The following is a 26,506-nucleotide window of genomic DNA, read 5'->3' as shown; positions in this document are numbered from 1 at the left end:
TCACGCGGGGCGCCGGAGCACCATCGCCGCGTTGGAGCCCATGAGGCCGCGGCTGAGCACGAGGGCCGTGCGCAGTTCGGCGGGGCGGGCCCGGCCCATGACGACATCGAGGTCGTGGCACACCTCGAAGACGTTGGGCGTGGGCGGAATCAGGCCGTTCTCCATGGCCAGGACGGCGGCGGCAGCGTCCAGGACGGGGGCTCCGCAGTAGGCCCGTCCGATACCGGTCTTGGGCGCGGTCACCGGGACGCGCCGGCCGTGCGCGCCGAGGGCGTCGGCCAGCGCGAGTGCCTCGGCCCGGTCGGCCGCCGGGACTCCGAGGGCGTCCGCGAAGACCACGTCGATCTCCTCGGGGGCGCAGCCGGCCTCGCGCAGTGCACCCTCGATGGCGTGGGCGAGCCCCTCGCGGGACTCCTCCCAGCGCATCGCGGTGGTGAACGTGGCCGCGTGACCGGCGACCTCGGCCCGGACCCGGGCGCCACGCTCCCGGGCGGACGTCTCCTCCTCGACCACGAACATCGCACCGCCCTCGGCGGGTACGAATCCGCAGGCGTCCGAGGTGAACGGGCGGTAGGCCCGCGTCGGGTCCTCGGCGGTGCTCAGGTCGCGGTAGCCGAGCTGGCAGACGACCGAGTAGGGCGCGAGCGGGGCCTCCGCCGCGCCGACCACCACCGCGTCGGTGCCGCGCCGGACGGACCGGCCGGCGTGCGCCAGGGCGTCGAGGCCGCCGGCCTCGTCGCTGGCGACCACCGCGCACGGGCCCTTGAAGCCGCCACGGATGGAGATCTGGCCGGTGCTGGCCGCGTAGAACCAGGCGATCGACTGGTAGGGGCCGACGTACTTGGATCCCTGGCCCCACAGCCGCTGCAGTTCGCGCTGGCCGAACTCGCCGCCGCCCGAACCGGCGGCGGTGACCACGCCCACGCTGTAGGGCGCGTCCTCGTAGTCGGCGCGGCCCAGCTTGGCGTCGTCGAGCGCCATGTCTGCCGCGGCCATCGCGAAGTGCGTGAACCGGTCGGTCTGCACGAGGTAGCGCTCCTCGATCAGCGAGACCGGGTCGAAGCCCCGGACCTCGCCGGCCACGTGCAGCGGCAGCTCCTCGCACCCTTCACGGGTGACCCGGTCCAGGACGCTCATGCCTTCCTGCGTCCGCTTCCAGAAGGCCTCGGTGGTCGCGCCGTTGGGGGCGACGACGCCGATGCCGGTGACGACGGTGCGCCGGGCCTTGCTCATGGTGTCCTCCCACCGCTTCTGGTCAGGGCCACCGCGGACTGGAATCCGCCGAATCCGCTGCCGACCGACAGGACGCTGCGCAGTTTCAGTGGACGTGCGGTGCGGGGCACGTAGTCGAGGTCGCACTCGGGGTCCGGGGACTCGTAGTTCGCCGTCGGCGGCACGGTCTGGTGGACCAGGGCGAGTACGCAGGCGGCGATCTCTATCGCGCCGATCGCCCCGAGCGAGTGCCCCACCATCGACTTGATGGAACTCATCGGAACGTCGTGTGCGTGGGCACCGAGCGCCCGCTTCACGGCGGCGGTCTCGTGCCGGTCGTTCTGCTTGGTGCCCGAACCGTGCGCGTTGACGTAGTCGATGTCCGCGGCGGCGATCCCGGCGTGCCCGAGCGCCCGGTTGATGGCCTCGGCCATCTCCAGGCCCTCCGGGGTCAGCCCGGTCATGTGGTAGGCGTTGCCGAAGGTCGCGTAGCCCGCGATCTCGCAGTACACCGTGGCGCCGCGGGCGCGTGCGTGTTCCAGCTCCTCCAGGACGAGTACGGCTCCGCCCTCACCCATCACGAAGCCGTCGCGGCGGGAGTCGAAGGGCCGGGAGGCGTGTTCCGGGTCCTCGTTGTTGGCCGAGGTCGCCTTGATCGCGTCGAAGCACGCGACGGTGATCGGGGTGATCGGCGAGTCCGACGCCCCGGCGATGCAGACGTCGACGCGGCCGTCCTCGATGGAGTGGAAGGCGTAGCCGATCGCGTCGAGTCCGGAGGTGCAGCCGGTGGAGACGGTCTGCACCGGTCCGTGCGCGCCGACCTGTTCGGCGACCGCGGCGGCCAGCGAGCTGGGTGAGAAGGCGCGTTCCAGATGGGGCCCGGCCGGGCGGTGGTCGACGTCCCAGCGTGCTCCGCTGCCGCTGACGGCGACGTAGTCGTGCTCCAGCCGGGTGGTGCCGCCGACCGCGGTGCCGAGCGAGACGCCCATGCGCCAGGGATCGGTCCGCTCCGGGTCGAGGCCCGCGTCGGCGAGGGCCTCGCGGGCCGCCACCATCGCGAACTGCACGTAGCGGTCCGCCCGGGCGACCTCCTCCTCGTCCAGTCCGTACGCCGCCGGGTCGAAGTCGCACTCGGCGGCGATCCGGGACCGGAAGCCGGCCGGGTCGAAGAGGGTGATGCCCCGGGTCGCGGTGCGGCCGTTGGAGAGGAGGTCCCAGAAGGCCGGGGTGCCGATGCCGCCCGGGGCGACGACGCCGACGCCGGTGACGGCCACGCGCCGGGTCATGAGGCGGCCTCGGTTCGTTCTGGCGGCGCGCCCCGCTCGGCCGACTCGGTGACCTCGGTGTCGACGTGGCCGAGTTCCGGGCGGGGCGCGAGCGGGCCGAGGTGGAAGACCATGCGCGCCTCGACGTCACCGACGTTGCGGAAACGGTGGCGTACGTTCAGGGGGATCAGCAGTCCCTGGTCCGGCCGCATCGCGTACGGCTCGCCGTCCAGGTCCACTTCGAGCAGCCCGTCCACGACGTAGACGAATTCCTCGGAGTACGGGTGGTAGTGCTCCGCGATGCGGTCGCCGGGCTGAATGATGGCCAGCCCCATGAAGCCGCTGGTGGCGCCCACGGCCGTCGGGGTGAGAAGGGCGCGCAGGTCACCACCGCGCCTGGTGTTGGGCTGGGTCTCACTGAGGTCCACGATGCGTGGCCGGTGCATGGTCATGACTGCTTTCCTCCTGGCGCATGGCGCGTTGTGTCGACGGGTTGAGCGAGAACCCCCCAGAGTGCTGCTGCGCGGCTCAGGACTCCGCGGCCCGCCGGTCGGTGATCAGCTTCATCCCGGACCGGGCCAGGAAGCGTGCGGCGTCGGCGTCGCTCGCCGGCACGGCGTTCGCCTCGCCGTCGAGGAGGCGGGCGAGCCGGGCGGCCTTGCCGGTCCCCTGGATGCCGAGGGCCTTGGCGGGGTGCGCGTCGAGCGGACCGTCCACCTCCAGCAGACGGACCACGATGTCGTCGCGCTGGAAGATCGTGCTGCTCTCGATGGGGCTGCCGGGGTGGTCGGCCTCCTCCTCGTCGTGCTCGGCCAGGAGGCGGGCCAGCGCCATTCCGCAGCCCTCCTTGGCCTGGTAGAACAGCGCGTGGCGCTTGCGCTCCCCGGCCGCGCGGCGGCCCGTCGTCACGTGGTGGACGGTGGGCAGGGCCGCCCGGGTGAAGAACATCCTGGCGGAGTCGGGGTCGGCCAGGTCGCGGTCCTGCTCCAGGTACGGGTTGATCGCCTCCTCCACGGCCCGGACCTCGGGCTGCCGGGAGACGTGGCGCAGGGCCGCGAGGAGGTCGCCCTCGACCTCGACGGCGCGCACCACCCGGTTGCCGTGCATGAACAGCGAGGTGCGGCGCAGTCGGGTGTGCTCGTCCACCCGGGCCTGCGGGGAGTCGTAGTCGGCGAGGATCTTCGCGACGATCTCCTCGGTGCCCGGCTTGACGGTGAACGTCAGCGCGTGGCGCACCACCCCGTCCCCGAGGCGGGGAGCGGCCTGGAGGCCGCCCTTGACGGGCTCGAAGCTCTCCTCGAAGGCCGCGCCGGTCTCGCGCAGAACGCTGAAGCGCAGCGAGCGGGTGTCGCGCACGCAGCTGTGCAGGGGCTGGACCGTGGCGACGTGGTCCTCGCTGTTGACCCAGGCGAGGAAGGGCGGAGCGCTCTCCCACTCGCTGGTGATGAGCCACTGCGACGGGTTCTCGATCGACTGGCACAGCTGGTCGCTGATGTGGCCGGGGATCGAGGCGACCTGGTTGCGCATGTGCTCGTACGCCTCCAGGAACTGCTTCTGGGCGCCGTCGTGCAGGTCAAGCAGCAGGATGACCCGCAGCCTTGATCCGTCGAAGGCGGACTGGGAGGTCCGTTCCGAGAGCGTGGTGGTCATCTTGCGAACTCCTTCGAGACGAGGCGAGAACCGGCCGGGCCGGTGGGAACCGTCGAGCGGGGGTCGGAGCGGGGAATCTCCCGGCGGATGCGCACGGTCAGCCCGGACCCTGGGCGACGTCTCCGTGACCGATCGTGAAACGCTGGTCCGGCTGACGCGAGATTTATGAACCGTTCAGGTGAGCGGGGGTCCGAACCGCTCCGACAGGGCTCCGACAAGGGCATGAACACTGCATCTGAACGGCGTCCGAGCTGGAGCAACTGATGAACGAGAACGTCGACGTCCATGTACCGGTCCTCATCGTGGGCGGCTCCCTGGTGGGCCTTTCCGCGTCCCTCTTCCTCGGCCGCCTCGGCGTCGAGCACCTGCTGGTCGAGAAGCACGCCGCCACGTCGACCCACCCGCGGGGCCGCGGCAACAACGTCCGCACGATGGAGATCTTCCGCAAGGCGGGGGTGGAGCCGCAGATCCGTGCGGCGGCGTCCGTCCTGGCCGAGAACCACGGCATTCTGCAAGCCGGTTCACTGACCGGCGACGACCAGGAGTGGCTGTTCAAGGAGATCGACCCGGGTGGCGCACTGGCCCGTTTCAGCCCGAGCGGCTGGTGCCTGTGCAGCCAGAACGACCTGGAGCCGGTGCTCCTCGAGCGGGCCCGGGAGCAGGGTGGTGATCTGCGGTTCTCCACCGAGCTGCTCTCGTTCGACCCGGACGCGGCGGGGGTCGGGGCCGTCCTGAAGAACCGGGAGACGGGCGAACACACCACGGTGCGGGCGGACTACCTGATCGCGGCCGACGGTCCGCGCAGCCCGGTCCGGGAGCAGTTGCGCATCGGCCGTTCGGGTGCCGGTGACCTGTTCCACAACGTCAGCATCACCTTCCGGTCCCGGCAGCTCGCCCAGGTGCTGGGCGACCGGCGCTTCATCGTGTGCTACCTGACCAATCCGGAGGCGGACGGCGCGCTGCTGCCGGTGGACAACGAGCGGGAGTGGGTGTTCCACGCGCCGTGGCAGCCGGACCGGGGCGAGACGCTGGAGGACTTCACGGACGAACGGTGTGCGGCACACATCCGCAAGGCGGTCGGGGCGCCGGACATCGACGTCGAGATCACGGGCAAGGCACCGTGGCACGCGGCGGAGCGGGTGGCCGACCGGTACTCACGGGGCCGCGTCTTCCTGGCCGGCGACTCGGCGCACGAGATGTCGCCCACGGGGGCGTTCGGCTCCAACACGGGCATCCAGGACGCGCACAACCTGGCGTGGAAGCTCGCGGCCGTGCTGCGCGACGAGGCGGGCCCGGGTCTGCTGGACACCTACGAGGCGGAGCGGCGGCCGGTGGCCCGGGCGACGAGCGAGCGGGCCTCGGCACGTTCCGGCGAGCACAGCCACCCGGGATACGCGGCACCGCCGACCGTGGGCGGCGGGAAGCGGGGCGGGATGCTGAACGTGGCACTGGGCTACCGCTATGTGGACGGCGCGGTGCTGGGCGTCGGACCGGAGTGGCCGGTGGTGCCCGAGGGTGTGCAGCTGGCGGGTGAACCGGGCAGCAGGGCACCGCACTTGTGGGTCCGCCGGGCCGGTGAGCGGATCTCCACGCTGGATCTGTACGAGCGGTCGTTCGTGCTGCTGGCCGATGCCTCGGACGTGGCGTGGCGGCGGGCGGCGGCCCGGGTCGGCGAGCAGCTGGGGGTGCGGCTCGACGCGTTCGGGATCGGCGCAGGTCCCGGCGGGGACCTGGAGCCGGAGGACGGTGCCGACTGGGCCGAGGCGCACGGGACGAGTGCCGAGGGCGCCGTGGTGGTGCGCCCCGACGGATTCGTCGCCTGGCGCGCGGAGTCGGGCGTCGAGGACGCCGACACGGCGCTGCACGAGGTCATGGTGGCGCTGCTGCGGCGGGACTGACGCCGGCGGCTGACGGGTTCATCCCACACCGAACGACCGGAGGGCCGCGAGGAACTCCTCCGGTCGTTCGGTGTGCACGAGGTGGCCCGCGTCGATGGTGACGTGGTGCGCGCCGGGGATCTGCCGGGCCATCGAGGCGAGGCCCTCCTGGGCGATGTGGCTCCTGGGCCCGCCTCCGATGACGAGCGTGGGCGCGGTGATCTCGCCGAGGAGTTCCCGGCCCGCCGGATCAGGTTCGCCCAGCTGGGCGTCGATGGCGGGCACCAGGGGCCAGTCGAAGTCCAGCTCTCCCGTGGGGCGTTCGGCGGCTGCGCGGGGCGGGTCGAGCGGGAAGGGCGGCGGCGCTTCCTCGATGACGAGGCGGCCGATGAGCCCGGGCTGGCGTTCGGCGAGCAGGTAGGCCGCGACGCCGCCCATGGAGTGTCCGACGACCGTGGCGCCGGCGAGATTGCGTACTTCCAGGAAGGCGTGCAGGTCGTCGCGGAACAGCTCGAAGGAGTAGCGGCCGGGCCAGTCGCTGAGTCCGTGGCCGCGGAAGTCGAAGGCGTACACGCGGTGCCGGGCGGCGAGCCGTTCGGCGACGGCGGTCCAGGTGGTGCTGGAGCCGCAGCGTCCGTGGACGAGGACCACGGGAGGTGCGGACGGATCGCCCCATACGCGGTGGGCCAGCCGGATCCCGCCGGCCTGGACGCTGTGCACGTCCGGGTCCAGGAAGGCGGTGACGGTCCGGACGAAGGCGCCCGGGTCGTCGAGCCAGGGGAAGTGTCCGGCGCCGCGCTGCACGGCGAACTCCGATTCCGGGAAGAGCGCGGCCAGTTCGGCGGCACGGTCGGGCGTGGTCACGCCGTCGTACTCACCGGCGAGGACGAGCACGGGGGACGGGAGGGTCCGCAGAGCGGCAACCGTCGCGGCGGGGTCGAAAGCCCCCTGGCCGTAATAGGTCCGTGCCGCCTCCGAGTTGATCTGCTGCGCGGACAGAGCGGCGTGGGACTGTGCTGCGGCGTCCCAGCGTCCGTACAGGAACGGCCTTGCCGCCGCGCGCAGTTCGTCCGTCATGCGCCCTGCCCAGATCTCCTCCAGGGCCGGGAGCGCCTGCGCGTACCACGGTTCCGCACTGCGCAGCGCGGCGGCCTCCCGCGCCTCGCGCTCGGCGAACGGGAAACCGACCGCCCGCGTGGTGGGCGCGACGAGGATCAGTTTCCGCACCGCCTGCGGGTACCGCGCCGCGTAGAGCGCGGCCAGGTCGCCGGCCGCCGAGTGGGCGAGCAGGTCGGCACGGTCGACGCCCAGATGCCGGCGCAGCGCCTCGACATCCTCGACGAGCCGGTCGCACCGGTAGGTGGCGGTGTCCTCCGGTACGCCGGAGTCCCCGGTCCCGCGCAGGTCGAGCACGATGAGCTGCCGTACGGAGCGGAGCCCGCCGAGGTCCCCGAGGTAGGCGCCGGCCCGCATCGCGCCGCCGGGCAGGCAGATCAGCGGCTCGCCCTCCCCCATGACGTGATAGGAGAGCTCGGTCCCGTCGTACGTGTCGAAAGTCGGCATGGACCCATCCAAACAGGGCCGACCGGGTGACGCAGCCGTGTTCGGAACGGGCGTATCCGTGGCACGGACCGGATCCGCCGCGCCTCTTGCCACATCGGGGAAGATCCTGAATTACTGCTCCCGGAAGGATCGACCGAATGATCGGTCGTCTGCACGGTGCTCGGAAGAGGGAGATCGGCATGGCGGTTCTGCTGGACGCGGCGGAGCGGATGGGCCGCGAGGAGCTGGCGGCGCTGCAGCTGGAGCGGCTGCGGGCGACCCTGCGTCATGCGTACGACCGGGTCGGGCACTACCGGCAGGCGTTCGACCGGGCGGGGCTGCATCCGGACGACTGCCGCTCGCTGGCCGATCTGGCCCGGTTCCCGTTCACCACGAAGGCCGATCTGCGCGACAACTACCCGTTCGGGATGTTCGCGGTACCCGAGGAGCAGGTGCGGCGGATCCATGCCTCCAGCGGGACGACCGGCCGGCCGACGGTCGTCGGCTACACGGAGAAGGACCTGGACACCTGGGCCGACGTGGTCGCCCGCTCGATCAGGGCAGCCGGCGGGCGGCCCGGGCAGAAGGTCCATGTCGCTTACGGCTACGGGCTGTTCACCGGCGGGCTCGGCGCGCACTACGGCGCGGAGCGGCTCGGCTGCACGGTCATTCCGGCCTCGGGCGGCATGACGGCCCGGCAGGTCCAGCTGATCCAGGACTTCCGGCCCGAGGTCATCATGGTGACACCGTCCTACATGCTGACGCTCCTGGACGAGTTCGAGCGGCAGGGTGTCGATCCGCGGACGACGTCGCTGAAGGTGGGGATCTTCGGGGCCGAGCCGTGGACGCAGGAGATGCGCCACGAGATCGAGGAACGGTTCGCGATCGACGCGGTCGACATATACGGGCTCTCCGAGGTGATGGGCCCGGGTGTGGCGCAGGAGTGCGTGGAGACGAAGGACGGACTGCACATCTGGGAGGACCACTTCTATCCCGAGGTGGTCGACCCGTTCACGGGCGAGGTGCTGCCCGAAGGGGCGGAGGGCGAGCTGGTGTTCACCTCGCTCACCAAGGAGGCCATGCCGGTGATCCGCTACCGGACCCGCGACCTGACCCGGCTGCTGCCCGGCACGGCCCGGGTCTTCCGGCGTATGGAGAAGGTCACCGGGCGCAGCGACGATCTGGTGATCCTGCGCGGGGTGAACCTCTTCCCGACGCAGATCGAGGAGATCGTGCTCCGTACGCCGGGAGTGTCGCCGCACTTCCAGCTGCGGCTGACCCGCGAAGGGCGGCTGGACGTGCTGACGGTGCGGGCCGAGGCCCGGGCCGGAGCGACGCCGGAGCAGCGGGAGGCGGCCGCCGCGTCGGTCGCTGCGGCGGTCAAGGACGGGATCGGGGTCTCGGTCGGGGTCGAGATCCTCGATCCGGAGACGCTGGAGAGGTCCGTCGGCAAGTTCAGGAGGATCGTGGACGAGCGGGAACAGCGGGGCAGTTGACGTCGGTGCCGGGCCCGGCAGCCGCGGGCACAACTGACCGGGGGCGCCCGTGGTTCTCGCACGTCGTCCAGGATCTCCTCTCCGGCGAGCAGGACAGGGCCGACGAGTACCGGCCGAGCGGCATCGCGCCGCCCCTGACCGGTCCCTGGTCATCGCCCCGCGCTGCCGGACCGGGCGGGCGGTCGCCCGGTTCCTCGACGGGCTCGAACCGGTCGGTCACGGGCCCGGCCGCGGCCCTTCGGTGGAACCCCCGGGCACGGCTGTCCCGGGGAGCGGGTACGCCATCGGCGGCTTCCCCTTCTCGGGCAGCCGTCGTCCGCGGCGGGTCCCGGGCCCCGCTCGCTCAGGCGAAGCGGTCGCGGAGCTCCCGCTTGAGGATCTTTCCGCTGGCGTTGCGCGGGAGTCCGTCCACGAACACGATCCGTTTCGGGGCCTTGAAGTGGGCGAGCTTCTCCCGGGCGTGGTCGATCAGTTCGGCCTCGGTCGCCTCCCCGCGCAGCACGACGACGGCGGTGACGGCTTCGATCCAGCGCTCGTCGGGCAGTCCGACGACGGCCGCCTCGGCGACGGCGGGGTGGGTGTAGAGCGCGTCCTCGACCTGGCGGGACGCGACGAGGACGCCGCCGGAGTTGATGACGTCCTTCACCCGGTCGACGACGGTGAAGTAGCCCTCCGCGTCACGGACGGCGAGGTCGCCCGAGTGGAACCAGCCGTCGCGGAACGCCTCGGCGCTCTCCTGCGGCTTGTCCCAGTAGCCGCTGCAGAGCTGGGGCGAACGGTAGACCACCTCGCCCGCGGTGCCGTCGGGGACGTCCTTGCCGTTCTCGTCGACGACCTTCGCCTCGACGAACAGGACGGGCCGGCCGCAGGAGTCCATCCGGCCCTCGTGCTCGTCCGGTCCCAGGACCGTGGCGAGCGGGCCGATCTCGCTCTGGCCGAAGCAGTTGTAGAAGGCGAGGTCCGGCAGGCGGGCGCGCAGGCGTTCCAGCACCGGGACGGGCATGATCGACGCCCCGTAGTACGCCTTGCGCAGACCTCCGAGGTCGCGGACGGCGAAGTCCGGGTGGTTGGCGAGACCGATCCAGACGGTCGGCGGGGCGAAGAGGCTGTCGGCCTGCCCCGATTCGACGAGGTCGAAGATCCGGCCCGCGTCCGGCGCGTCGAGGACGGTGTTCTCGGCGCCGACCGCGAGGTAGGGCAGCAGGAACACGTGCATCTGCGCGGAGTGATAGAGCGGCAGGGCGTGCACCGGGCGGTCGGCGGCGCGCAGATCGAGGGCGGTGACGGCGCTGACGTACTCGTGGACGAGGGCGCCGTGCGTCATCATCGCGCCCTTGGGCAGGGCGGTCGTGCCGGAGGTGTACAGCAGCTGGACGAGGTCGTCCGCGGCCGGTTCGTGCGCGGAGGTGAAGGGGCGCGGGTTGTCGGTCTCGGCCAGGAGCGAGCCGGGGGCGTCGCGCAGCGGCCGCACGGCATAACCCGGCGGGACGCGCCCGGCGAGGTCCGGGTCGGTGAGCACCAGGGAGCTGCCGGACTGGCTCAGGATGTACGCGAGGTCCTCACCGGTCAGGTTCTGGTTGACCGGCACATGGACGAGTCCGGCCCGTGCGCAGGCGAGGTACGCGATCAGGTACGCGTCGGAGTTGTGGGCGTACGAGGCGACCCGGTCCCCCGGGCGCAGTCCGCGGCCGTCCATGAGGACGGCGGCCGCGGTGCCGACCGCCTCGTCGAGCCCGCGGTAGGTCCAGGCCCGGTCGGCGTACCGCAGGGCGGTCCGCTCGGGGGTGCGCCGTGCGCTGCGGGTCACGACGCCGTCGACTGTGCTGCTGCGTACACCGGTCATGGCGTGATCCTGTGCGGCGGGGGCCGCGAGGTCAAGGGCCTGGATCCCGCCGCCGCCGTGGCGCCTGCCCGCCGCTGCGGTCAGGGCTGATGGCGAGGAGGACCAGGGGCGCGAAGACCGGCAGGCCGACGCCGAGGCGGGGCAGGGTGGCGCGACGGGGCAACTCAGGGGGCGAAGCCGGCGGGCGTACACCGCCTCGGGGCAGGGTGGCGCGCCGGGGCTCCGACGGCCGGCGCGACCCGGTACGCCCGGTGACGCGCCCACCACCACGGCCGAAACGGGCCGGTGCCCGCGCGGCAGGACGGCGCGCCAGGACTCCGACGGTCAACGCGACCCGGTACGCCCGGTCGCGCTGGCCACCGCCACGGCCGAAACGGGCCGGTGCCCGCGCGGCGGGTTGGCGCGCCACGGCTCCGACAGCCAGCGCGACCAACTACGCCCGGGACGCACCCACCACCACGGCCGAAGCGGGCCGGTGCCCGCGCCGCGGGAGGTTCGCCCGGAGCGGGCTCTGCGGCCTGCCGCCGCCCGTGCCACTCCCTGTCGCGCACCGGGCCGTCAGCTGTGCCCCTCCCAGTACGGCTCGCGCAGCCGTCGTTTGTACAGCTTGCCGTTGGGGTCGCGGGGCATCGTCGTGATGAAGCCGAGGGTCTTGGGACGTTTGTAGCCGGCGAGCAGCCCGTCGCAGTGGCCGAGGATCTCGGCGGCGAGCTCGTCGCCCGCCTCGTGTCCCTCGGCGGCTTCGACGACGGCTCTGACCTCCTCGCCCCAGTCGGCGTGCGGGATGCCGAAGACGGCGGCGTCGGCGACCGCGGGGTGGCTGAGCAGGGCGCTCTCGATCTCCGCGGGGTAGATGTTCACCCCACCGGAGATGATCATGTCGATCTTCCGGTCGCGGAGGAAGAGATAGCCGTCCTCGTCCAGGACGCCGAGGTCGCCGACGGTGAAGAAGTCTCCGATGCGGTTCTTCCTCGTCTTGCCCTCGTCCTTGTGGTAGCTGAAGCCGCCGGTGCTCATCTTCATGTAGACGGTGCCCAGCTCGCCCGGGCCGAGCCGGTTCCCGTCGTCGTCGAAGACCGCGAGTTCGCTGATCGGCCAGGCCCGGCCGACGGTGCCCGGCTTCTTCAGCCAGTCGTCGGCGGTGGCGAAGGCGCCGCCTCCCTCGCTGGCCGCGTAGTACTCCTCGACGCACCGGCCCCACCATTCGATCATGGCCCGTTTGACGTGGTCGGGGCAGGGGGCGGCGCCGTGGATGGCGTGGCGCATCGCCGAGACGTCGTAGCGCTGCCTGACCTCCTCGGGGAGGGCGAGCAGGCGGTGGAACTGGGTGGGGACCATGTGGGTGTGGGTGCAGCGGTGGGCGTCCATCGCCCGCAGCATCTCCTCGGGCGACCACTTGTCCATCAGGACGAGCGGGTGGCCGATGTGCAGGGCGGCGCCCGCGAACTGGAGTACGGCGGTGTGGTAGAGCGGCGAGCAGACCAGGTGGACGTTGCCGTCGAACGGCTTGATGCCGAAGATGCCGAGGAAGCCGCCGAGGTAACTCTCCTCGGGAAGCTTGCCGGGCAGCGGGCGGCGGATGCCGCGCGGCCGGCCGGTGGTACCGGAGGTGTAGTTCATGACCCAGCCCAGCGTGCGGCCCTCCGGGGGCGACACCGGCCGGTTCTCCAGCAGTTCGGCATACGGGCGGAAGCCGTCGACCGCACCCACGCCGTAGCGGTGGCTCGCGGGCAGTTTCGCCTCGTCGGCGGCGGCGGTCGCGGCCTCGGCGAAGCGTTCGTGGGCGATGAGCACCTTGGCGCCGGAGTCGGAGACGATCCAGGCGATCTCCGGTCCGACGAGATGGTGGTTGACGGGGACGAGGTAGAAGCCGGCCTGCGAGGCGGCGAGGTACGCGGTGAGGAACTCGACGCCGTTGGGCAGGACGACCGCGAAGGCGTCGCCCTCCTCGAGTCCGGCGGCGCGCAGTCCGTGGACCATGCGATTGGCCTCGGCGTGCAGCCGCCCCGCCGTCCACGTCCCGCCGTCGGGCGCGATCAGGACCGTGCGGTCGGGGTCGGCGGCGGCCTGGGCCCAGAAGCCGTTGGGCGGCTGGTTCATGAGGCGCTCCGTCCGGCGATGCGGTTGATCCGGTCGATGGCTCGTTCGAAGCCGCTGGTCAGGTCGTCGAAGACGGCCTGCACGCTGCGTTCGGTGTTCATCCGGCCGACGATCTGGCCGACGGGTGTGCCGAGCAGGGCTCCCGTCTCGTACTTCTGGATACGGGAGACGGCCTCGGCGACCAGGAGTCCCTGCAGCGGCATGGGCAGGGTGCCGGGACCGGACGGGTCGTCCCAGGCGTCGGTCCATTCGGTGCGGAGCTGGCGCGCGGGTTTGCCGGTGAGGGCGCGCGAGCGCACGGTGTCGCCGGAGCCCGCGGCCAGGAGCTTGGCGGTCAGGGCCCGGGAGTGCATGTCGGCCTCCTCCGTGGTGAGCCAGAGCGAGCCAAGCCAGACGCCCTGGGCGCCCAGGGCGAGCCCCGCGGCGATCTGTTCACCGCTGCCGATGCCTCCCGCGGCGAGGACCGGGAGCGGTCCCACGGCGTCGACCACGTCCGGGACGAGGACCATGGAGGCGATCTCGCCGGTATGGCCGCCCGCCTCGTATCCCTGCGCGACGACGATGTCGATGCCCGCGTCCGCGTGGTGGCGGGCGTGCCGGGCGCTTCCGGCGAGCGCGGCGACGAGGACGTCCTGCTCGTGGGCGCGGGCGACGACGTCGGCGGGCGGTGAGCCCAGCGCGTTGGCGAGAAGCCTGATGGGGTAGTCGAACGCCACATCCAGCTGGTTGCGGGCGACTTCCTCCATCCAGCCCGTGATGCGCCAGCCCGATGCCTCACCCTCGGCGAGTTCGGGGACACCGTGCTTGGCGAGGGTCTCCTGGACGAACTGCCGGTGGCCCGGCGGGATCATCGCCTCCACATCGGCCTCGCTCACGCCCTCCACCTTCTTCGCGGGCATGACGACGTCGAGACCGTAGGGCTTGCCGTCGGTGTGGTCCTGCATCCAGTCGAGGTCGCGTGCGAGGTCGTCGGGGGCGGTGTAGCGGACCGCGCCGAGTACGCCGAATCCACCGGCCCGGGTGATGGCCGCGGCCACCGCCGGGAACGGCGTGAAGCCGAAGATGGCGTGCTCGATCCCCAGTTTTTGACTCAGCTCCGTCTCCATGGGCGGCAGGATGCCGCAGTCCGACAGACGAGGGAAGAGATTTTCTGATGCAGTGTCAGATTCTTTGTGATCCCGGGGCCTACGGGACGGCGGGCGGCGACAGTACTCTCTGCTTCGGCAGGAAGTTTCAGACTCGGAAGAGATTTCGAAAATTACTTTCACAGCGTGCGGAAGGGGTTCCGGATGACCGAGGACACGGCGGGCGAGGGCATCAGCCGACGGAGGCTGGGCAGTGGGATGCTGGCCCTGGGCGGCGCACTCGCCCTGGCGCCCATCCCGTTCGCGACGGCGGCGTCTGCCACGGAGTCGGGGGCGGGGTCGTCGGACATGAGCAGAGGAACTGCGGCAGGGACGCCGTCGGGTCGGAGCAGGCCGACGCTGCGGCGCGGGTCCGCCGCCCGTGCGGGACTGCTCCAGGAACCGCTCGACCTACTCGTCACCGAGGCGGAGAGATACCTCGCCGACTCCCCCAAGCACCCCTGGTACGCAGGCGCCGTCCTGCTCGCGGGGCGGGGCGGAACGGTGGCACTGCACCGGCCGATAGGCAAGGCGGTGCGCTATGCGGCGTACGACGAGAAGACCGACACCGGTGTGGAGTTCCCGGCCGACCAGCAGATCGCCATGGCCGAGGACACCGTCTTCGACCTGGCGTCGGTGTCGAAGCTGTTCACGTCGATCCTGGCCGTGCAGCAGATCGAACGCGGCAGGCTGGAGCTGGAGGCGACGGTCGCCTCCTACCTCCCCGACTTCGCCGGCGGCGGCAAGCAGGACGTCACCATCCGTCAGCTGCTCACGCACACCTCGGGTTTCCGCGCCTGGATCCCGCTCTACAAGGCACCCACCCGCGAAGGAAAGCTCCAGCTGATCTGGAACGAGGTACCGGCGAACCCGCCCGGCACGGCGTACCTCTACTCCGACCTCAACCTGATCTCGCTCCAGCTGGTACTGGAGAAGATCACCGGACTGACCGAGGATGTGCTGCTCCGCGAGCAGATCACCGCTCCGCTCGGGATGCACCGCACTCGGTACAACCCGCCCGCCTCCTGGAAGCCCAGGATCGCCGCGACCGAGGACGCCCGGCTGCCCTGGTCGGGACTGGAGCGCGGACTGGTCTGGGGCGAGGTGCACGACGAGAACGCGTACAGCCTGGACGGTGTCGCGGGCCACGCCGGAGTGTTCTCCTGCGCCTGGGACCTGGCGATCCTCGCCCGTACCCTGCTCAACGGCGGGGTCTACGGCCGCGCGAGGATCCTTTCCGCGGCCTCGGTCGACCTGCTGTTCACGGACTTCAACACCGCGTTCCCCGGTGACGCGCACGGCCTCGGCTTCGAGCTCTACCAGCACTGGTACATGGGCGCGATGGCGACCCCGCGCACGGCGGGCCACACCGGTTTCACGGGCACCAGCCTGGTGCTCGACCCGAGCACGGACTCGTTCCTGATCGTGCTGGGCAACTCGGTCCATCCGGTACGCAGCTGGCGCTCCGGCAGCGCGCCGCGTGTGGCCACCGCCAACCAGATGGCCCGGGCGGTCGCGGTCCGGCCCGCCCGGGGCCGTACGGCATGGTTCTCCGGCCTGGCGAGCGCCTCGTCGGCCACCCTGGCTCTCCCGGCGCTCACCCTGAAGGCGTCGCAGGCCCGGCTGAGCTGCGCGCTGTGGTGGGACACCGAGCCCGCTTCCGACTTCCTCTTCCTGGAAGCCTCCACGGACGACGGGACCACCTGGCAGCCGGTCCCGTTCACCACCGGTCCGGCGTCGCCGGAGGGGCGGCAGCAGCCCGAGCCGCATCCGACGGGCTCGGTGTCCGGCTGGTCGGGCCGGGTCTGGCACCGGCTGGAGGCGGATCTCGCGCAGTGGGGCGGCGCGGAGCTGCGGCTGCGCTGGCGGTACGCCACGGATCAGCTGTACGTCGGCCGCGGGGTGTACGTGGACGCCATCAAGGTCGAGGACGGCGGACGTACGGTCTTCGACGAGAGCCGGCCGTCCGACGGCCGGCGCATCGAGGCGAACGGCTGGGCCGCTTCCGCGAACTGACCGCTGCCGACCGCTGAAGGGCCGGGGCGGCCGGGCCACCACGGCCGGCTGCCCCGGACACCGCACCGCCGGGACGGTCCCCCGCACCGCAGACCCCGGCCCTTCGGCTCCGTTCCGGTCACTCGGGCAGACCGGCGGAGAGGAAGGGGGCAAGGAGCGCGAGCAGGTCGTGAGGGCGGTCGAGGGGGACGATGTGGCCGCAGTCCCGGAGACGGTGCCCGACCAGGTCGTCGGCGATGGGACGGAGCTGGTGTTCGAGCGCGGTGCCGACGGGGTGAGCGCCGACGGCCATCGTGGGCATGGTCAGCCGGGCTGTCGCGACGGCCTCCCGGAACTGCCGCGCGCTGGTGGGCAGGGCTCGGTAATAGGAGAACGCGCACCGCAGGGCCTCGCTCCCGGTGTACGCGTGGACGAAGGCCGCCCGAATCTCGTCGGGCACGCCCCGCCCGAGCGTGCCCGTGTCGAGGAACCATTCGATGTACGGGGCTTCGTTGCCCGCCAGGACGGTCTCGGCGAGTCCGGGGACGTCGTGGAAGCCGAACCACCACGGGGCGCCGCCCGCGAGCGCGTTCTCCGCTCCGGGCAGGCCGCCGAGCAGTGCCTCCATCACGACCAGGCGCCGGACGAGGCCGGGCCGGCGCAGCGCGAGCATCACGGCGGGGGCGGCGCCCGCATCGATGCCGACCACGGCTGCCGAGGTCTCGCCGAGTGTGTCGAGCAGCCCTTCGGCGTCGGCGGCGAGGGTACCCGCGTCGTATCCGTCGACGGCACGTTCGCTGGCACCCAGGCCCCGCAGGTCGGGGGCGATGACCCGGTACCGCCCGGCCAGTCGCTCCATGACGCCGCTCCACAGTTGCCAGGTGTGCGGAAAGCCGTGCAGCAGGAGGACCGCGGGCCCGTCCCCGGCGATCGCGACGTTGAGCCGGACGCCGTTCGTCGTGACGCGGCGCAGGTGGTGTGCGGTGATGACGGGCATGGCAGATCCTCTGTGGTGGTTACTATTGGTGACCACAGAACGATAGGTAACTGTCCCACCGTTGCCCAGAGGGCACTTGCAGGGAAGGTGGTGAGCCAGAGGTGACCTCTCCGGGGCCCCGGGCCGCCCGTCGTGGGGAACACGGCGATCTCTTCGATCCCCAGTGCCCGACACGGCAGTTGCTGGACCGTCTGGGCACGAAATGGACGTCCATGGCCGTCAAGTCGCTGGCCGATGCCGCACCGGACGAAGTGCGCTTCGCGGAGCTGAGACGCCGGATGCCCGGTGTCTCGCAGAAGATGCTGTCCGTGACGCTGCGAAGCCTGACCCGCGACGGTCTGGTGTCGCGCCGGGTCGAACCGACCGTGCCGCCGCGGGTCTTCTACCGCCTCACCGGGCTCGGACTGACCCTGGAGGCCGTGCTTGCGGGGCTGCGGACCTGGGCGGAGGAGCACATGGCCGAGATCGACCGCGCCAACTGCGCGGCCGACCGGGAGGGCGGGGAGGCGTAGCCGGCCCGGTTGGCGCTCAGCACATCGATGGAGCGCCTTCTCCGTGCGGTATGCGGCGGAGACCGGTTCGCCTCCTCGCCCGATGCCGTATGGCGCCCCCTGCCGTGCCCTCCGCACCCGGCACTCGCCGGCGACGGAGGGCACGGCCTCGGGACCCGGCCTCCTACTCGGTCCGCAGGGCCGTGGCCGTCCGGGACCTGGCGGCCCAGCCGGCCGGCAGGAGTGCGCCCAGGGCGGCGATGAGCAGGCCCCCGAGCGCGAGCGGGAGCAACTGAGCCCCGTGGTAGACGGCGAGGACGGAATCGGGAAGTCGGAGTCCCACGCTGTCGCCCATGGCGGGGAGGATCCAGCCGTGCAGGGCCACGCCGAGCGGAACGCCCAGTGCCCCGGCGAGCAGGCCGGTCACGGCGACCGAGGCGAGAACCATGGTGACGGTCTGCCGGGGCGTCATGCCGAGCGCCTTGTGGACACCCAGTTCCCGGACGCGCTCGCGGGTGTCGAGGAGTACGCCGTTGAGCACGCCGAGCGCGGCGACGGCGACGAGCATCAGCGTGAGGATCGCGGACAGCGCGTTGAGCGTGAGGACCATGTCACCGCCCGCGTCGAGCCCGCCGGCCCGGGCGGTGGCCCCCAGCGGTACCAGATTCCTGTTCAGCGCCTCGACGTAGGCGGCCACATCGGTACCGGGCGTGACCGCGATGTGATGGCTCGTTTCCGTCAGATCGGGATGTGCGGCCGTGAGGGACGAGGCATCGGTGAAGACCTGCATGCCGTCGTTGCGTGGATCGAGCACCTCTCCGACGATCCGGACCGTGACCGGCTCGTCCAGGCCGTCAAGGGTGAGAGTGTCCCCGACGCGGGCGCCGGTGGCGGCCAGGAAGGGGGTCGGGACCGCTGCCTCACCGGGCCGGTCGATCCAGCGGCCCGAGACCATCGTGTAGCCGCCCCAGGAGGCGTCGCCGGTGAAGGCGACCACGTCGATGGTGCCGGACAGGCCGGACACGGTCGCCCGTACCGTCGCGGCGCTGTAGTGGTTCCCGGTTCCGGCGGCGGACTTGATGGCCGCGGCGACCGCGGTGGGATCCGCCTTGGGCTGCTTCTCCGGCCCGGCGCTCCCGGGACCGCGGGGGCCGAAGTCCGGCGGGGGCGGGGGCACGACGGCATCAGCGACGTCGTGGGCCTTGGCCTCCATCACCTGGCCGAGCGAAGCACCCATCCCCACGGTGAATGTGACGGCGACGGTGCCGAACAGGATCGCCGCGCCCATGGCCAGGGCGCGGGCGGGCCGCGCGAAGGGCCGGGTCAGGCCCAGAGCGACAGATGGCGCCAGCGGCAGCCGGCCGGCCACACGTGCCGCCCACCGGCCGCGGCCCGCCGATGCGGTACGCCCGACGGCGAGCGCATCGACCGTACGCAGCCTGCCCGCCCGCCAGGCACTCGCCCATGCGGTCGCGGCCACCAGGCCGAGCACCGCGGGGACCACCGCCAGATCGACCCAGGGTGCGATGGCCGTCGACGAGGTGCCGTAGAGCTCTTCGGTCTCGGCCAGCACGGGGACGGCGAGCAGGTGGCCGGCGACGAGGCCGAGGGCCGTGCCGGCAGCGGCCGGGATCAGCGCCTGGCCGGCGTAGGCCCGCACGACCTGGTGCGGGGTGAAGCCGACTGCCTTGAGGACGCCGATGCGCCGCGTTGCCGTACCCACGGCCGACGCGACGACGTTGCCGACGATGAGCACCGACATGACCAGGCCCAGACCACCGAACGCGATCAGGAACGGAACGTAGAGGGCGGTGTCGCGCTCGGCGGATTTCCTGACCGTCAGCCATGACTGTTCGCCGACGGACGCGCCCCGCGGCAGTGACCGCGTCACGGACCTGCCGCCCGCGGCGACCTGCGCGGTGGTGGCCGCCCCGGTGAAGCGGAAGAGCATCTGGTATCCACCGGTGCCGGGCGCGGTGAGCGGCGTCATCTGCGACGGAACCACCCAGGCGTCAGCGGTCCGCGTGACCGAGCGGGCCACACCGACCACCGTCAGGACCGGACCGCCGGGCAGACCGGGGAACGTGAGCTTCATGCCCATGGCCGGGAAGAGCGAGGAGTCCGAGGACAGCGTGATCTCGCCGGGGCGTGCGGGCCATCGCCCGTCGAGGAGCGTCACCGCGTCCACGTCATGGCCCGGATCGCCCCGCCCGACCACGGTCATCGGCCACCCGGGGCCGGCGCCCTCCGACCGGGGGATGACCGTCGCCGTGCGGAACGGCCCGGCCGCGCTGCTCACCCCATCGGCGTTCCGGGACTTCGACAGGTCTCCGGCACTCACCTTTCCCGCGTCGAACTGCATGGACAGATGCGCCCCGTTCTGCTTGGCGAACGCGTCGTCGAAGGGTGCGCCGGAGATCACGAGCAGCGATCCGCCCAGGACGGAGGCGGCCACCGCCATCATCGTGGCGAGCCCGATCACCAGCGTCTGCACCCGCCGCCGTCCCACACCGGAGCGCACCACCTTGCCGAGCGCACTCATCGGACGGCCCGGGAATCAGAGGTCCGGGAATCATCGGTCCGGGAATCAGCGGTCCGGGAATCAGCAGCCGGGGTATCAGCGGTCCGCGACGCATCGGTCGGCGAGTCGGCGGTCTGCTGAGCGACGGCCCGGGACCGGCTGTCCTCGGTGATCCGGCCATCGGCGATCCGGACCGTTCGGTCCGTGCAGGACCGGGCCAGTGCCAGGTCGTGCGTGACCACCACGATGGTCCGGCCCTCGCCGTTGAGGTCGCTGAGCAGGGTGCTGACGTCCTGTCCGGCGGCCGTGTCCAGGGCGCCGGTCGGCTCGTCGGCCAGGAGCAGCGCCGGCCGGTTCATCAACGCCCGGGCCACCGCGACACGCTGCCGCTCACCGCCGGACAGCCGACCCGGGTAGGCGCGGGCGTGCCGGCCGATGCCCAGGGTTTCCAGGAGTTCCGCCGCCCGGCGGCCGGCCTCGCCACGTGCCACGCCGGAGAGCCGTGCCGGGAGGATGACGTTGTCGATGACGGTCAGATCGTCGAGCAGGTTGAAGAACTGGAAGATCATGCCGACCCTTGACCGCCGGTAGAGCGCCGATCCGGCCTCCCCCAGCCGGTCCACCCGCACCCCGTCCACGGTGACGGTCCCCGTATCGGGCCGGTCCAGGCCCGCGATCAGGTTGAGCAGCGTGGACTTGCCGCTGCCCGAGGGGCCGAGGATCGCGACGGCCTCGCCGGGCTGCACGGTCAACGACGCCTCGTGCACAGCCGGCGGGCCGTCGTCGTACCGGCGGCTCACCCCGCGCAGCTCGATCAGCGGTGTGGTCATAAGTGGCTCCTAGCGTTCGGGCAGTTGGCTGCCCGAACGCTAGGAGCCGCCCCGTCCCGGCCGCATCGCCCACCCGGACCCCTTGCGATACCGCGCTCGGAGGAGGCGCGCAGACGTCATCCCTGCGATGTAGGCGGGTGGTGTATCCGGTGCGGAGTAAATGGCCATCGGGACGGACTCCACGAGGCCGGGCGGCGGCGACAATGAACCGGTGAGGGATGTGCGTACGACGCTGGAGCAGCTGCGGGAAGCCGCCCGCCGGGGAGCCCTTGACGCCGGGCGGCCGAGCGGTCCACCGCTGCGGCCCACCCGCCGCGCCCGGCAGTTCGACGCCCTGGTGGCGCTGGCACTGGCCGTCATCACGGTGTACTACGGCGTCGACAACGCAGGCAACATCGTGGTGCGCGAGATCGCGCCCGGCGTGGAGCACGTCATGGTGCGCCCGTCCGGCACCGGCGGTCTGGTCTTCATGGTGGCCCTCGCCTTCATCGCATCGAGCGCCCTGGCCCTGCGCCGCCGCTACCCGCTCGCCGTGCTGTGCGTCGTGACGGCCGCGACGCTCGCCACACCGCAGAGCGTCCTGCGGCTGACATTCTACGCGTTCGTCATCGCCGTCTACAGCGCCGCCGTGTACAGCCCTTACCGGGTGGCGACCCTGGCGGCGCTGCCGGTATCGGTCCTCCTGGTCGGCACCGCGGGCAACTCGGTGACGCCGATCGTCCCCAACGAGTACATCGCCCTGCTGATCCTGGTACCGATGGCCGTGGCCGCAGTCGGCCTGCGTACCTGGAAACTCCGGACCGACGAGGGCCGGACCCGGCTCACCACGCTGGAACGCGAACAGGCCGAGGCACTGCGCCGGGCCGTCGAGCACGAGCGGGCCAGGATCGCGCGCGAACTGCACGACGTCGTCACGCACAACGTCAGCGTGATGATCATCCAGGCGGGTGCCGCCCGCACGATCATGAAAACGTCCCCCGAGCAGGCCGGCGAGGCACTGCTCGCCGTCGAGGCGGGCGGGCGCGCGGCCATGACCGAACTGCGCCACGTCATGGGGCTGCTCACCATGACCGACGCGGACGAGGCGGCGGACGAAGGCGGCTACCTGGCCGTCACGGCTGCGGAACTGGCCCCGCAGCCCGGCCTGGACCAACTCGATTCGCTGGTCGGACGGGTACGGGACACCGGCCTGACGGTCGCTCTGACCATGACGGGGCCGCCCCGCCGGCTGCCGACCGGCATCGAACTCGCCGCCTACCGCGTGGTCCAGGAAGCCCTGACCAACACGGTGAAGCACGCCTCCGGCGCCACCGCCGCCGTGACCGTCGAGTACGGCCCGGACCGGATCCGGGTGGAAGTGACCGACACCGGCGGACGCCCGGGGGTGGGTGCGGCGGCCGGGAACGGCCGCGGCCTGATCGGTCTGCGCGAACGCCTCGCCGTCTACGACGGCACCCTGCACACCGGGCGGCACCACACCGGCGGCTACCGTGTGGAGGCCCTGATCCCCTTGGAGACACCATGACGGAGCCGCTGCGGGTGCTCCTCGCCGACGACCAGACCCTGGTACGCACGGGATTCCGGCTGATCCTCGGCGCCGACGGGATCGAGGTCGTCGCCGAGGCCACCAACGGAGCCGAAGCCGTCGAAGCGGCCCGCCGCACCCGTCCCGACGTGGTCCTGATGGACGTCCGGATGCCTGAGACGGACGGCCTGGAGGCCACCCGCCGCATCCTCACCGGCGCACCCGGCGAACCCCGCGTCATCATCCTGACCACGTTCGACCTGGACCGGTACGTCTACGCGGCACTGTCCGCCGGGGCCAGCGGGTTCCTCCTCAAGGACGTCACCCCCGAGTACCTGACCGCCGCCGTCCGCACGGTCCGTACCGGCGACGCCCTGCTCGCACCGTCCATCACCCGCCGCCTGGTGCAGCGGTTCGCCCGGCGCGGCGGCGAGACCGCCGCCCTGCACCGTGACCTCGCCTCGCTCACCCCGCGCGAACTGGAGGTCCTCGGCCTGCTGGCCCAAGGACTGAGCAACGCCGAACTCGCCGCCCGCCTCCATCTCGCCGAGGCGACGGTCAAGACACACGTGGCCCGCATCCTCGCCAAGCTCGGACTCCGCGACCGTGTCCAGGCCGTCATCGCCGCCTACGAGACAGGGCTGGTCAGCACCGGCGCACGCGAGGCCGCCCAGCAGCCGACCGAGCTGAACTAGGTGCATTGTCACGGACGTTGTTGACACAGAGGTCTTCGTGTCCCACGGCAAGGTCCGGCTGACTGTTCCTGGCAGGCGGCTGCTGATCCAACATGTCCTTGCGGGCCGTCCGGTCGCGCACGTGGCGGCAGAAACGGGGATCTCGCGGGCCACCGCCCACAAGTGGGTCCGGCGGTGGCGGTCCGAGGGAGATCCAGGGCTGTTCGACCGTCCGAGCCGGCCGCACACGACCCCGCACTCTCGCCGGCCCGCCCACCGCCACCGCCGAGTCCGGCCCCGCTGCTCGCGCAGCAGGGCCGGAAACCAGAACTTCGCCAGTCCCCTGGGGGCCTGGGTTCGGACCCCGCGAGCCCGGCACGACCCGAACGCAGGGCCCTGACTGTTCCATCCATGGAGGTTGGTGACAGGCCGGGGCGACTGACACCGTGGAGATAGCGACGATGTCGCCCACCTGTCGATGAGTTGGGCCGCGCCGAACGGATGCCGCAGTCAGGCCCGGCCCCTGCCCGTCGGCTCGTGAAGCCGCAGGCAGCCGGTGGGGTTGCTGGAGAGCTGGACGGCGATCTGGGGCGCGAGCCAAGGGTGTCTTTCGATCGCTTCGGAGGCCGGGGGCGACATCGTGTATCGCTCCCGGCGGCCCGGCCCTCCCTGTGGCCGGCGCGATGCTGACGACATGGTCTGCGGCCGCGGCCAGGAGTCCGTCTTTTCCGGCCACGCGCCGGTAGATCGCGCCGGGGCCGGTGGCCAGGCGCTCGCTCAGCGCCCGGAAGGTCAATCCGCTTTCGCCTGCCGTGTCCAACAGGTCCACAGCGGCATTGACGATCTGCCCGCGAGAGAGGGGGCTGGTGCGTCGCTCGGGCTTCTTGCGCATCGGTGGTGTCACACTCCATTTCGACATGATTGGAACGTTGTTCCACACGCGTTGTGGAACGGCATTCCAGAAAAATGGAGGGGCGGCTCGCACCAGATACCGCGCCGCGGCACAGAAGGAGACAGATATGGCACTGCAGGACCAGCCCGCCTACCTCATCAAGATGCGTGCCAAGCCCGGACTCGGCGACAAACTGTTCGCGCTGGCCACCGAAGGAATGGAGAAGTCGGGGTCTTCCGACCGATTCATCATGGCCCGCGAGGACGCCGACCCCGACGTGCTGTGGAACATGGAGGTGTTCCGCAGCCAAGAGGCCAAGGACGCCTACGAAAACAGCCCCCTCGCCGACGAGCTGCGCGACGAGATCATCGGCCTCCTCGCCGAGCCGCCCCTGCGGATCGAAGTCCACCCGTACTCGGCTCTGCCCGTCGACCCGGCCTGAGGACCGCGAGGGCCCGCCGAACCACCTCCTCGGCGCGCCCTCGCTCCTCTCGCACTGCGCCACCGGTCGCTCCGGACTTCACGCCATCCCTCCAGTCGGGGACCAGATCGGGCGCCCTCTGATGGCCGGGGGCACGAGACACCACTCGTGCCCCCGGCCATCGTCGTTCTCCGAGCCAGAAAGATCGCAATGGCCCACCGCAACGCACCCCTGACCGAAACCGGCCGCCTGCGCCCGGCGCGGTGCGTGGTCGACGACCACTGGCCACTCCGCCGCGCGGCTGAGCGTTTCCAAGTCCCGCCTACGAGCGCGCTGCACCAGGCGACTTGGTACATGTCGACACCAAGAAGCTCGGCAACATACCCAACGGCGGCGGCCATCAGGTCCTGGGCCGTCAGGCCGGTCGCAAGAAACCGGATCGGCGGGGGCTACAGCTACCTGCACAACGCTGTCGATAATCATTCCCGCCTGGCCCACAGCGAGATCCTCGCCGACGAGAAGAAGGAGACCGTCGCCGGATTCCGGACCCGGGCGCAGAAATACTTCGCCCAGGCCGGAATCACTGTCCGGCGCGTCCTGACCGCCAACGGCTCTTGCTACCGCTCACGCATCCCGTCCAACACCCTGGCCGACGCAGGAATCACCCACAAACGCACTCGCCCCTACCGCCCACAGAGCAACGGGAAGGCCGAACGCTTCAACCGCACCCTCCTCGACGAATGGGCCTATGCCAAGCCCTGCCTCAGCGAGCAGGAACGCCGCGACGCGTTCCGGTGATGGCTGCACAGCTACGACCATCACCGGAGGCACACCGCCCGAAGGGGCTACCGCCCGCCGGCCGTGTCCCCCAGCCTCTCGGGTCAGTACACCTAGCCGACGGTCACCGTACCGATGACGATCCGGTGGTCCGAGCAGGCTGCGACGCCCGTGCAGGCCGTCGAGATCGCGAGCGAGTCCCCGCTGTACGACCCGGCCAGCGAGCTCTCGCGGACGAAGATGAGGTCGATCTTCGCCTTGCCCCCGCACGGAGGTGCGGTGCCGGGGGTGCCCTCGGCGGTCCACTCCCCGTAGCCGAGGCAGTTGCCCGTGTCGTTGTCGTCGAGCTCCCGGTACGCGCCGGTGTTGTTGCCGTTGTTCGGCACATCGAGGCTCGGGGCGTAGAACGAGTTCAACCGGCCGTAGTTCGGCTGGGCGTTGAAGTCGCCCGCGATCAGGACCGTCTGACCGGCGGCGTGATAGGCCTCCAGCTTCTGGCGCACCGCCTCCAACTGGGCCACGTTGAAGGACTGCTGCGTGGTGATGTGCGTCGTACAGAACCGGGTCGCGGTGCCGTCGGCCAACGGCGCGCACAGCAGGTTGCGCTTCTCGGCCGTGCCGTCGTCCGGCAGCTCGACCCGGTCCGCCGCGCCCAGCGGACGCTTGCTGAACAGTGCGTTGCCGAACGCCTCGCCCTTGCACACCGAGGCGTTGCCGGCCTGTCGGCTCGGTTCGAAGCGGGCGAAGTTCTGCTGATCCGTGGGCCATCCCTTGGTACGCAGCGCGTTCACGAGGGCGTTGTACTGCCCCTGGCAGAGCTCGTTGAACGCGGCGAAGTCCGCCGCACGGTTGACCATCGAAGCGGCAGCCTGATCGATCAGACCGTCGGTCGTGGAGCCCTCGTGGATGGTGTCCCCCGCCACGTTCCACTGCCACACGGTGTACGTACGAGGCGTCGCCGCCCCGGCCTGTGCCGCCGTCACCGGCAGCAGCACCCCCGCCAGCACTCCCGCGAGTGCGAGCCGGACACCACGTCGTCGGATGCCGTGAAGTCGCATCGTCGATTCCCCTCCCTGTTCCTGTCACCGGTCGCTCCGGAGGCAGGACGCCGCACCGTGCCGGCGCGGTGGAGATCGTACGTGGCGGTTCACGCACGTGAGCAGGGAGGACGATGACCATCCGATCCCGGCCCCGCCGCCCGGCGCACGCCCGCATCCGACGCCCGGGAACCCGAAGGTCCTGGGTGTCCGCTGTCGCACATGCCGAGGGACCCG

The 26,506-nt window shown here is 71.6% G+C and carries 19 protein-coding genes and 3 pseudogenes; 9 read left to right on the top strand and 13 right to left on the bottom strand.

What is annotated here, in order from left to right:
* The 4 genes from ACIQMX_RS12395 to ACIQMX_RS12380 all read right to left on the bottom strand — a co-directional run bounded on the left by ACIQMX_RS12395 (position 1) and on the right by ACIQMX_RS12380 (position 4,127).
* A complete protein-coding gene (locus ACIQMX_RS12395; RefSeq protein WP_363069302.1) occupies positions 1–1,233 on the bottom strand; it encodes a beta-ketoacyl synthase N-terminal-like domain-containing protein in 1,233 nt (410 codons plus the stop codon).
* Positions 1,230–2,498 (bottom strand): beta-ketoacyl-[acyl-carrier-protein] synthase family protein, encoded by a 1,269-nt coding sequence (locus ACIQMX_RS12390; RefSeq protein WP_363069300.1) that lies wholly within the window; start codon positions 2,496–2,498, stop codon positions 1,230–1,232. Before ACIQMX_RS12390 ends, ACIQMX_RS12395 begins: the two co-directional genes overlap by 4 nt.
* Positions 2,495–2,929, bottom strand: coding sequence for a cupin domain-containing protein (locus tag ACIQMX_RS12385; protein ID WP_326734226.1), 435 nt, complete (start codon positions 2,927–2,929; stop codon positions 2,495–2,497). Before ACIQMX_RS12385 ends, ACIQMX_RS12390 begins: the two co-directional genes overlap by 4 nt.
* 76 nt (positions 2,930–3,005) lie before the next feature.
* Entirely contained in the window at positions 3,006–4,127 is a 1,122-nt protein-coding gene (locus ACIQMX_RS12380) for a SchA/CurD-like domain-containing protein (RefSeq protein ID WP_363069297.1), read from the bottom strand.
* A gap of 263 nt (positions 4,128–4,390) precedes the next feature.
* Here ACIQMX_RS12380 and ACIQMX_RS12375 point away from each other — a divergent pair, with 263 nt between their 5' ends.
* A complete protein-coding gene (locus tag ACIQMX_RS12375) occupies positions 4,391–6,025 on the top strand; it encodes an FAD-dependent oxidoreductase (RefSeq protein WP_402477103.1) in 1,635 nt (544 codons plus the stop codon).
* An 18-nt stretch (positions 6,026–6,043) separates the two neighbouring features.
* Here the strand turns inward: ACIQMX_RS12375 and ACIQMX_RS12370 are convergent, their stop codons facing one another.
* Positions 6,044–7,567, bottom strand: a complete 1,524-nt coding sequence (locus tag ACIQMX_RS12370; RefSeq protein ID WP_402477101.1) for an alpha/beta fold hydrolase — start codon at positions 7,565–7,567, stop codon at positions 6,044–6,046.
* 179 nt (positions 7,568–7,746) lie between these two features.
* Here ACIQMX_RS12370 and paaK point away from each other — a divergent pair, with 179 nt between their 5' ends.
* Positions 7,747–9,042 (top strand): phenylacetate--CoA ligase PaaK, encoded by a 1,296-nt coding sequence (gene paaK, locus ACIQMX_RS12365; protein ID WP_402477098.1) that lies wholly within the window; start codon positions 7,747–7,749, stop codon positions 9,040–9,042.
* Positions 9,043–9,385: 343 nt separating this feature from the next.
* On the opposite strand, the gene ACIQMX_RS12360 is transcribed toward paaK, so the two are convergent.
* The 3 genes from ACIQMX_RS12360 to ACIQMX_RS12350 form a co-directional block, all read right to left on the bottom strand.
* Complete coding sequence (locus ACIQMX_RS12360) at positions 9,386–10,885, bottom strand: acyl-CoA synthetase (RefSeq protein ID WP_402477094.1); 1,500 nt, start codon at positions 10,883–10,885, stop codon at positions 9,386–9,388.
* Positions 10,886–11,443: 558 nt separating this feature from the next.
* Entirely contained in the window at positions 11,444–12,985 is a 1,542-nt protein-coding gene (locus ACIQMX_RS12355; protein WP_402477091.1) for an acyl-CoA synthetase, read from the bottom strand.
* A complete protein-coding gene (locus ACIQMX_RS12350; protein ID WP_402477088.1) occupies positions 12,982–14,091 on the bottom strand; it encodes an NAD(P)H-dependent flavin oxidoreductase in 1,110 nt (369 codons plus the stop codon). Before ACIQMX_RS12350 ends, ACIQMX_RS12355 begins: the two co-directional genes overlap by 4 nt.
* A gap of 183 nt (positions 14,092–14,274) precedes the next feature.
* Here ACIQMX_RS12350 and ACIQMX_RS12345 point away from each other — a divergent pair, with 183 nt between their 5' ends.
* Positions 14,275–16,125 carry a serine hydrolase gene (locus ACIQMX_RS12345; RefSeq protein WP_363069283.1) on the top strand — a complete coding sequence of 617 codons (1,851 nt, stop codon included), beginning with the start codon at positions 14,275–14,277 and terminating at the stop codon, positions 16,123–16,125.
* A gap of 118 nt (positions 16,126–16,243) precedes the next feature.
* On the opposite strand, the gene ACIQMX_RS12340 is transcribed toward ACIQMX_RS12345, so the two are convergent.
* Positions 16,244–17,101 (bottom strand): alpha/beta fold hydrolase, encoded by an 858-nt coding sequence (locus ACIQMX_RS12340; protein WP_402477085.1) that lies wholly within the window; start codon positions 17,099–17,101, stop codon positions 16,244–16,246.
* Between the two features lie 101 nt (positions 17,102–17,202).
* Between ACIQMX_RS12340 and ACIQMX_RS12335 the strand changes: the two genes are divergently transcribed.
* Positions 17,203–17,613 carry a helix-turn-helix domain-containing protein gene (locus tag ACIQMX_RS12335; RefSeq protein WP_363069279.1) on the top strand — a complete coding sequence of 137 codons (411 nt, stop codon included), beginning with the start codon at positions 17,203–17,205 and terminating at the stop codon, positions 17,611–17,613.
* Between the two features lie 163 nt (positions 17,614–17,776).
* Here ACIQMX_RS12335 and ACIQMX_RS12330 read toward each other — a convergent pair whose 3' ends face one another.
* Positions 17,777–20,134 (bottom strand): ABC transporter permease, encoded by a 2,358-nt coding sequence (locus ACIQMX_RS12330; protein WP_402477081.1) that lies wholly within the window; start codon positions 20,132–20,134, stop codon positions 17,777–17,779.
* A complete protein-coding gene (locus ACIQMX_RS12325) occupies positions 20,131–20,943 on the bottom strand; it encodes an ABC transporter ATP-binding protein (RefSeq protein ID WP_402477078.1) in 813 nt (270 codons plus the stop codon). Before ACIQMX_RS12325 ends, ACIQMX_RS12330 begins: the two co-directional genes overlap by 4 nt.
* A 160-nt stretch (positions 20,944–21,103) precedes the next feature.
* Between ACIQMX_RS12325 and ACIQMX_RS12320 the strand changes: the two genes are divergently transcribed.
* From ACIQMX_RS12320 to ACIQMX_RS12310, 3 genes and pseudogenes are all read left to right on the top strand, one after another.
* Positions 21,104–22,468 (top strand): sensor histidine kinase, encoded by a 1,365-nt coding sequence (locus ACIQMX_RS12320; RefSeq protein ID WP_402477075.1) that lies wholly within the window; start codon positions 21,104–21,106, stop codon positions 22,466–22,468.
* Positions 22,465–23,163: a response regulator transcription factor gene (locus tag ACIQMX_RS12315; RefSeq protein ID WP_363069271.1), complete on the top strand. Its 699-nt coding sequence runs from the start codon at positions 22,465–22,467 to the stop codon at positions 23,161–23,163. Before ACIQMX_RS12320 ends, ACIQMX_RS12315 begins: the two co-directional genes overlap by 4 nt.
* 37 nt (positions 23,164–23,200) lie before the next feature.
* A pseudogene (locus tag ACIQMX_RS12310) lies at positions 23,201–23,434 on the top strand (leucine zipper domain-containing protein); the annotation flags it as partial.
* Between the two features lie 471 nt (positions 23,435–23,905).
* Here the strand turns inward: ACIQMX_RS12310 and ACIQMX_RS12305 are convergent.
* Positions 23,906–24,034 (bottom strand): annotated as a pseudogene (locus tag ACIQMX_RS12305) (TetR/AcrR family transcriptional regulator); the annotation flags it as partial.
* 127 nt (positions 24,035–24,161) lie between these two features.
* On the opposite strand from ACIQMX_RS12305, the gene ACIQMX_RS12300 reads away from it, so the two are divergent.
* Together ACIQMX_RS12300 and ACIQMX_RS12295 are read left to right on the top strand one after the other, a co-directional pair.
* Positions 24,162–24,476 (top strand): putative quinol monooxygenase, encoded by a 315-nt coding sequence (locus ACIQMX_RS12300; protein WP_402477072.1) that lies wholly within the window; start codon positions 24,162–24,164, stop codon positions 24,474–24,476.
* A gap of 290 nt (positions 24,477–24,766) precedes the next feature.
* Positions 24,767–25,349 (top strand): annotated as a pseudogene (locus tag ACIQMX_RS12295) (integrase core domain-containing protein); the annotation flags it as partial.
* Here the strand turns inward: ACIQMX_RS12295 and ACIQMX_RS12290 are convergent.
* Positions 25,346–26,290, bottom strand: a complete 945-nt coding sequence (locus ACIQMX_RS12290) for an endonuclease/exonuclease/phosphatase family protein (RefSeq protein ID WP_363069269.1) — start codon at positions 26,288–26,290, stop codon at positions 25,346–25,348. The pseudogene ACIQMX_RS12295 and the gene ACIQMX_RS12290 overlap by 4 nt on opposite strands.
* Positions 26,291–26,506: the final 216 nt, after the last annotated feature.

Source organism: Streptomyces sp. NPDC091416 (assembly GCF_044756845.1).
Classification (GTDB): Bacteria; Actinomycetota; Actinomycetes; order Streptomycetales; family Streptomycetaceae; genus Streptomyces.
Note: the sequence above shows the minus strand (reverse complement) of the source record. Positions and strands in the feature narration are given on the sequence as shown.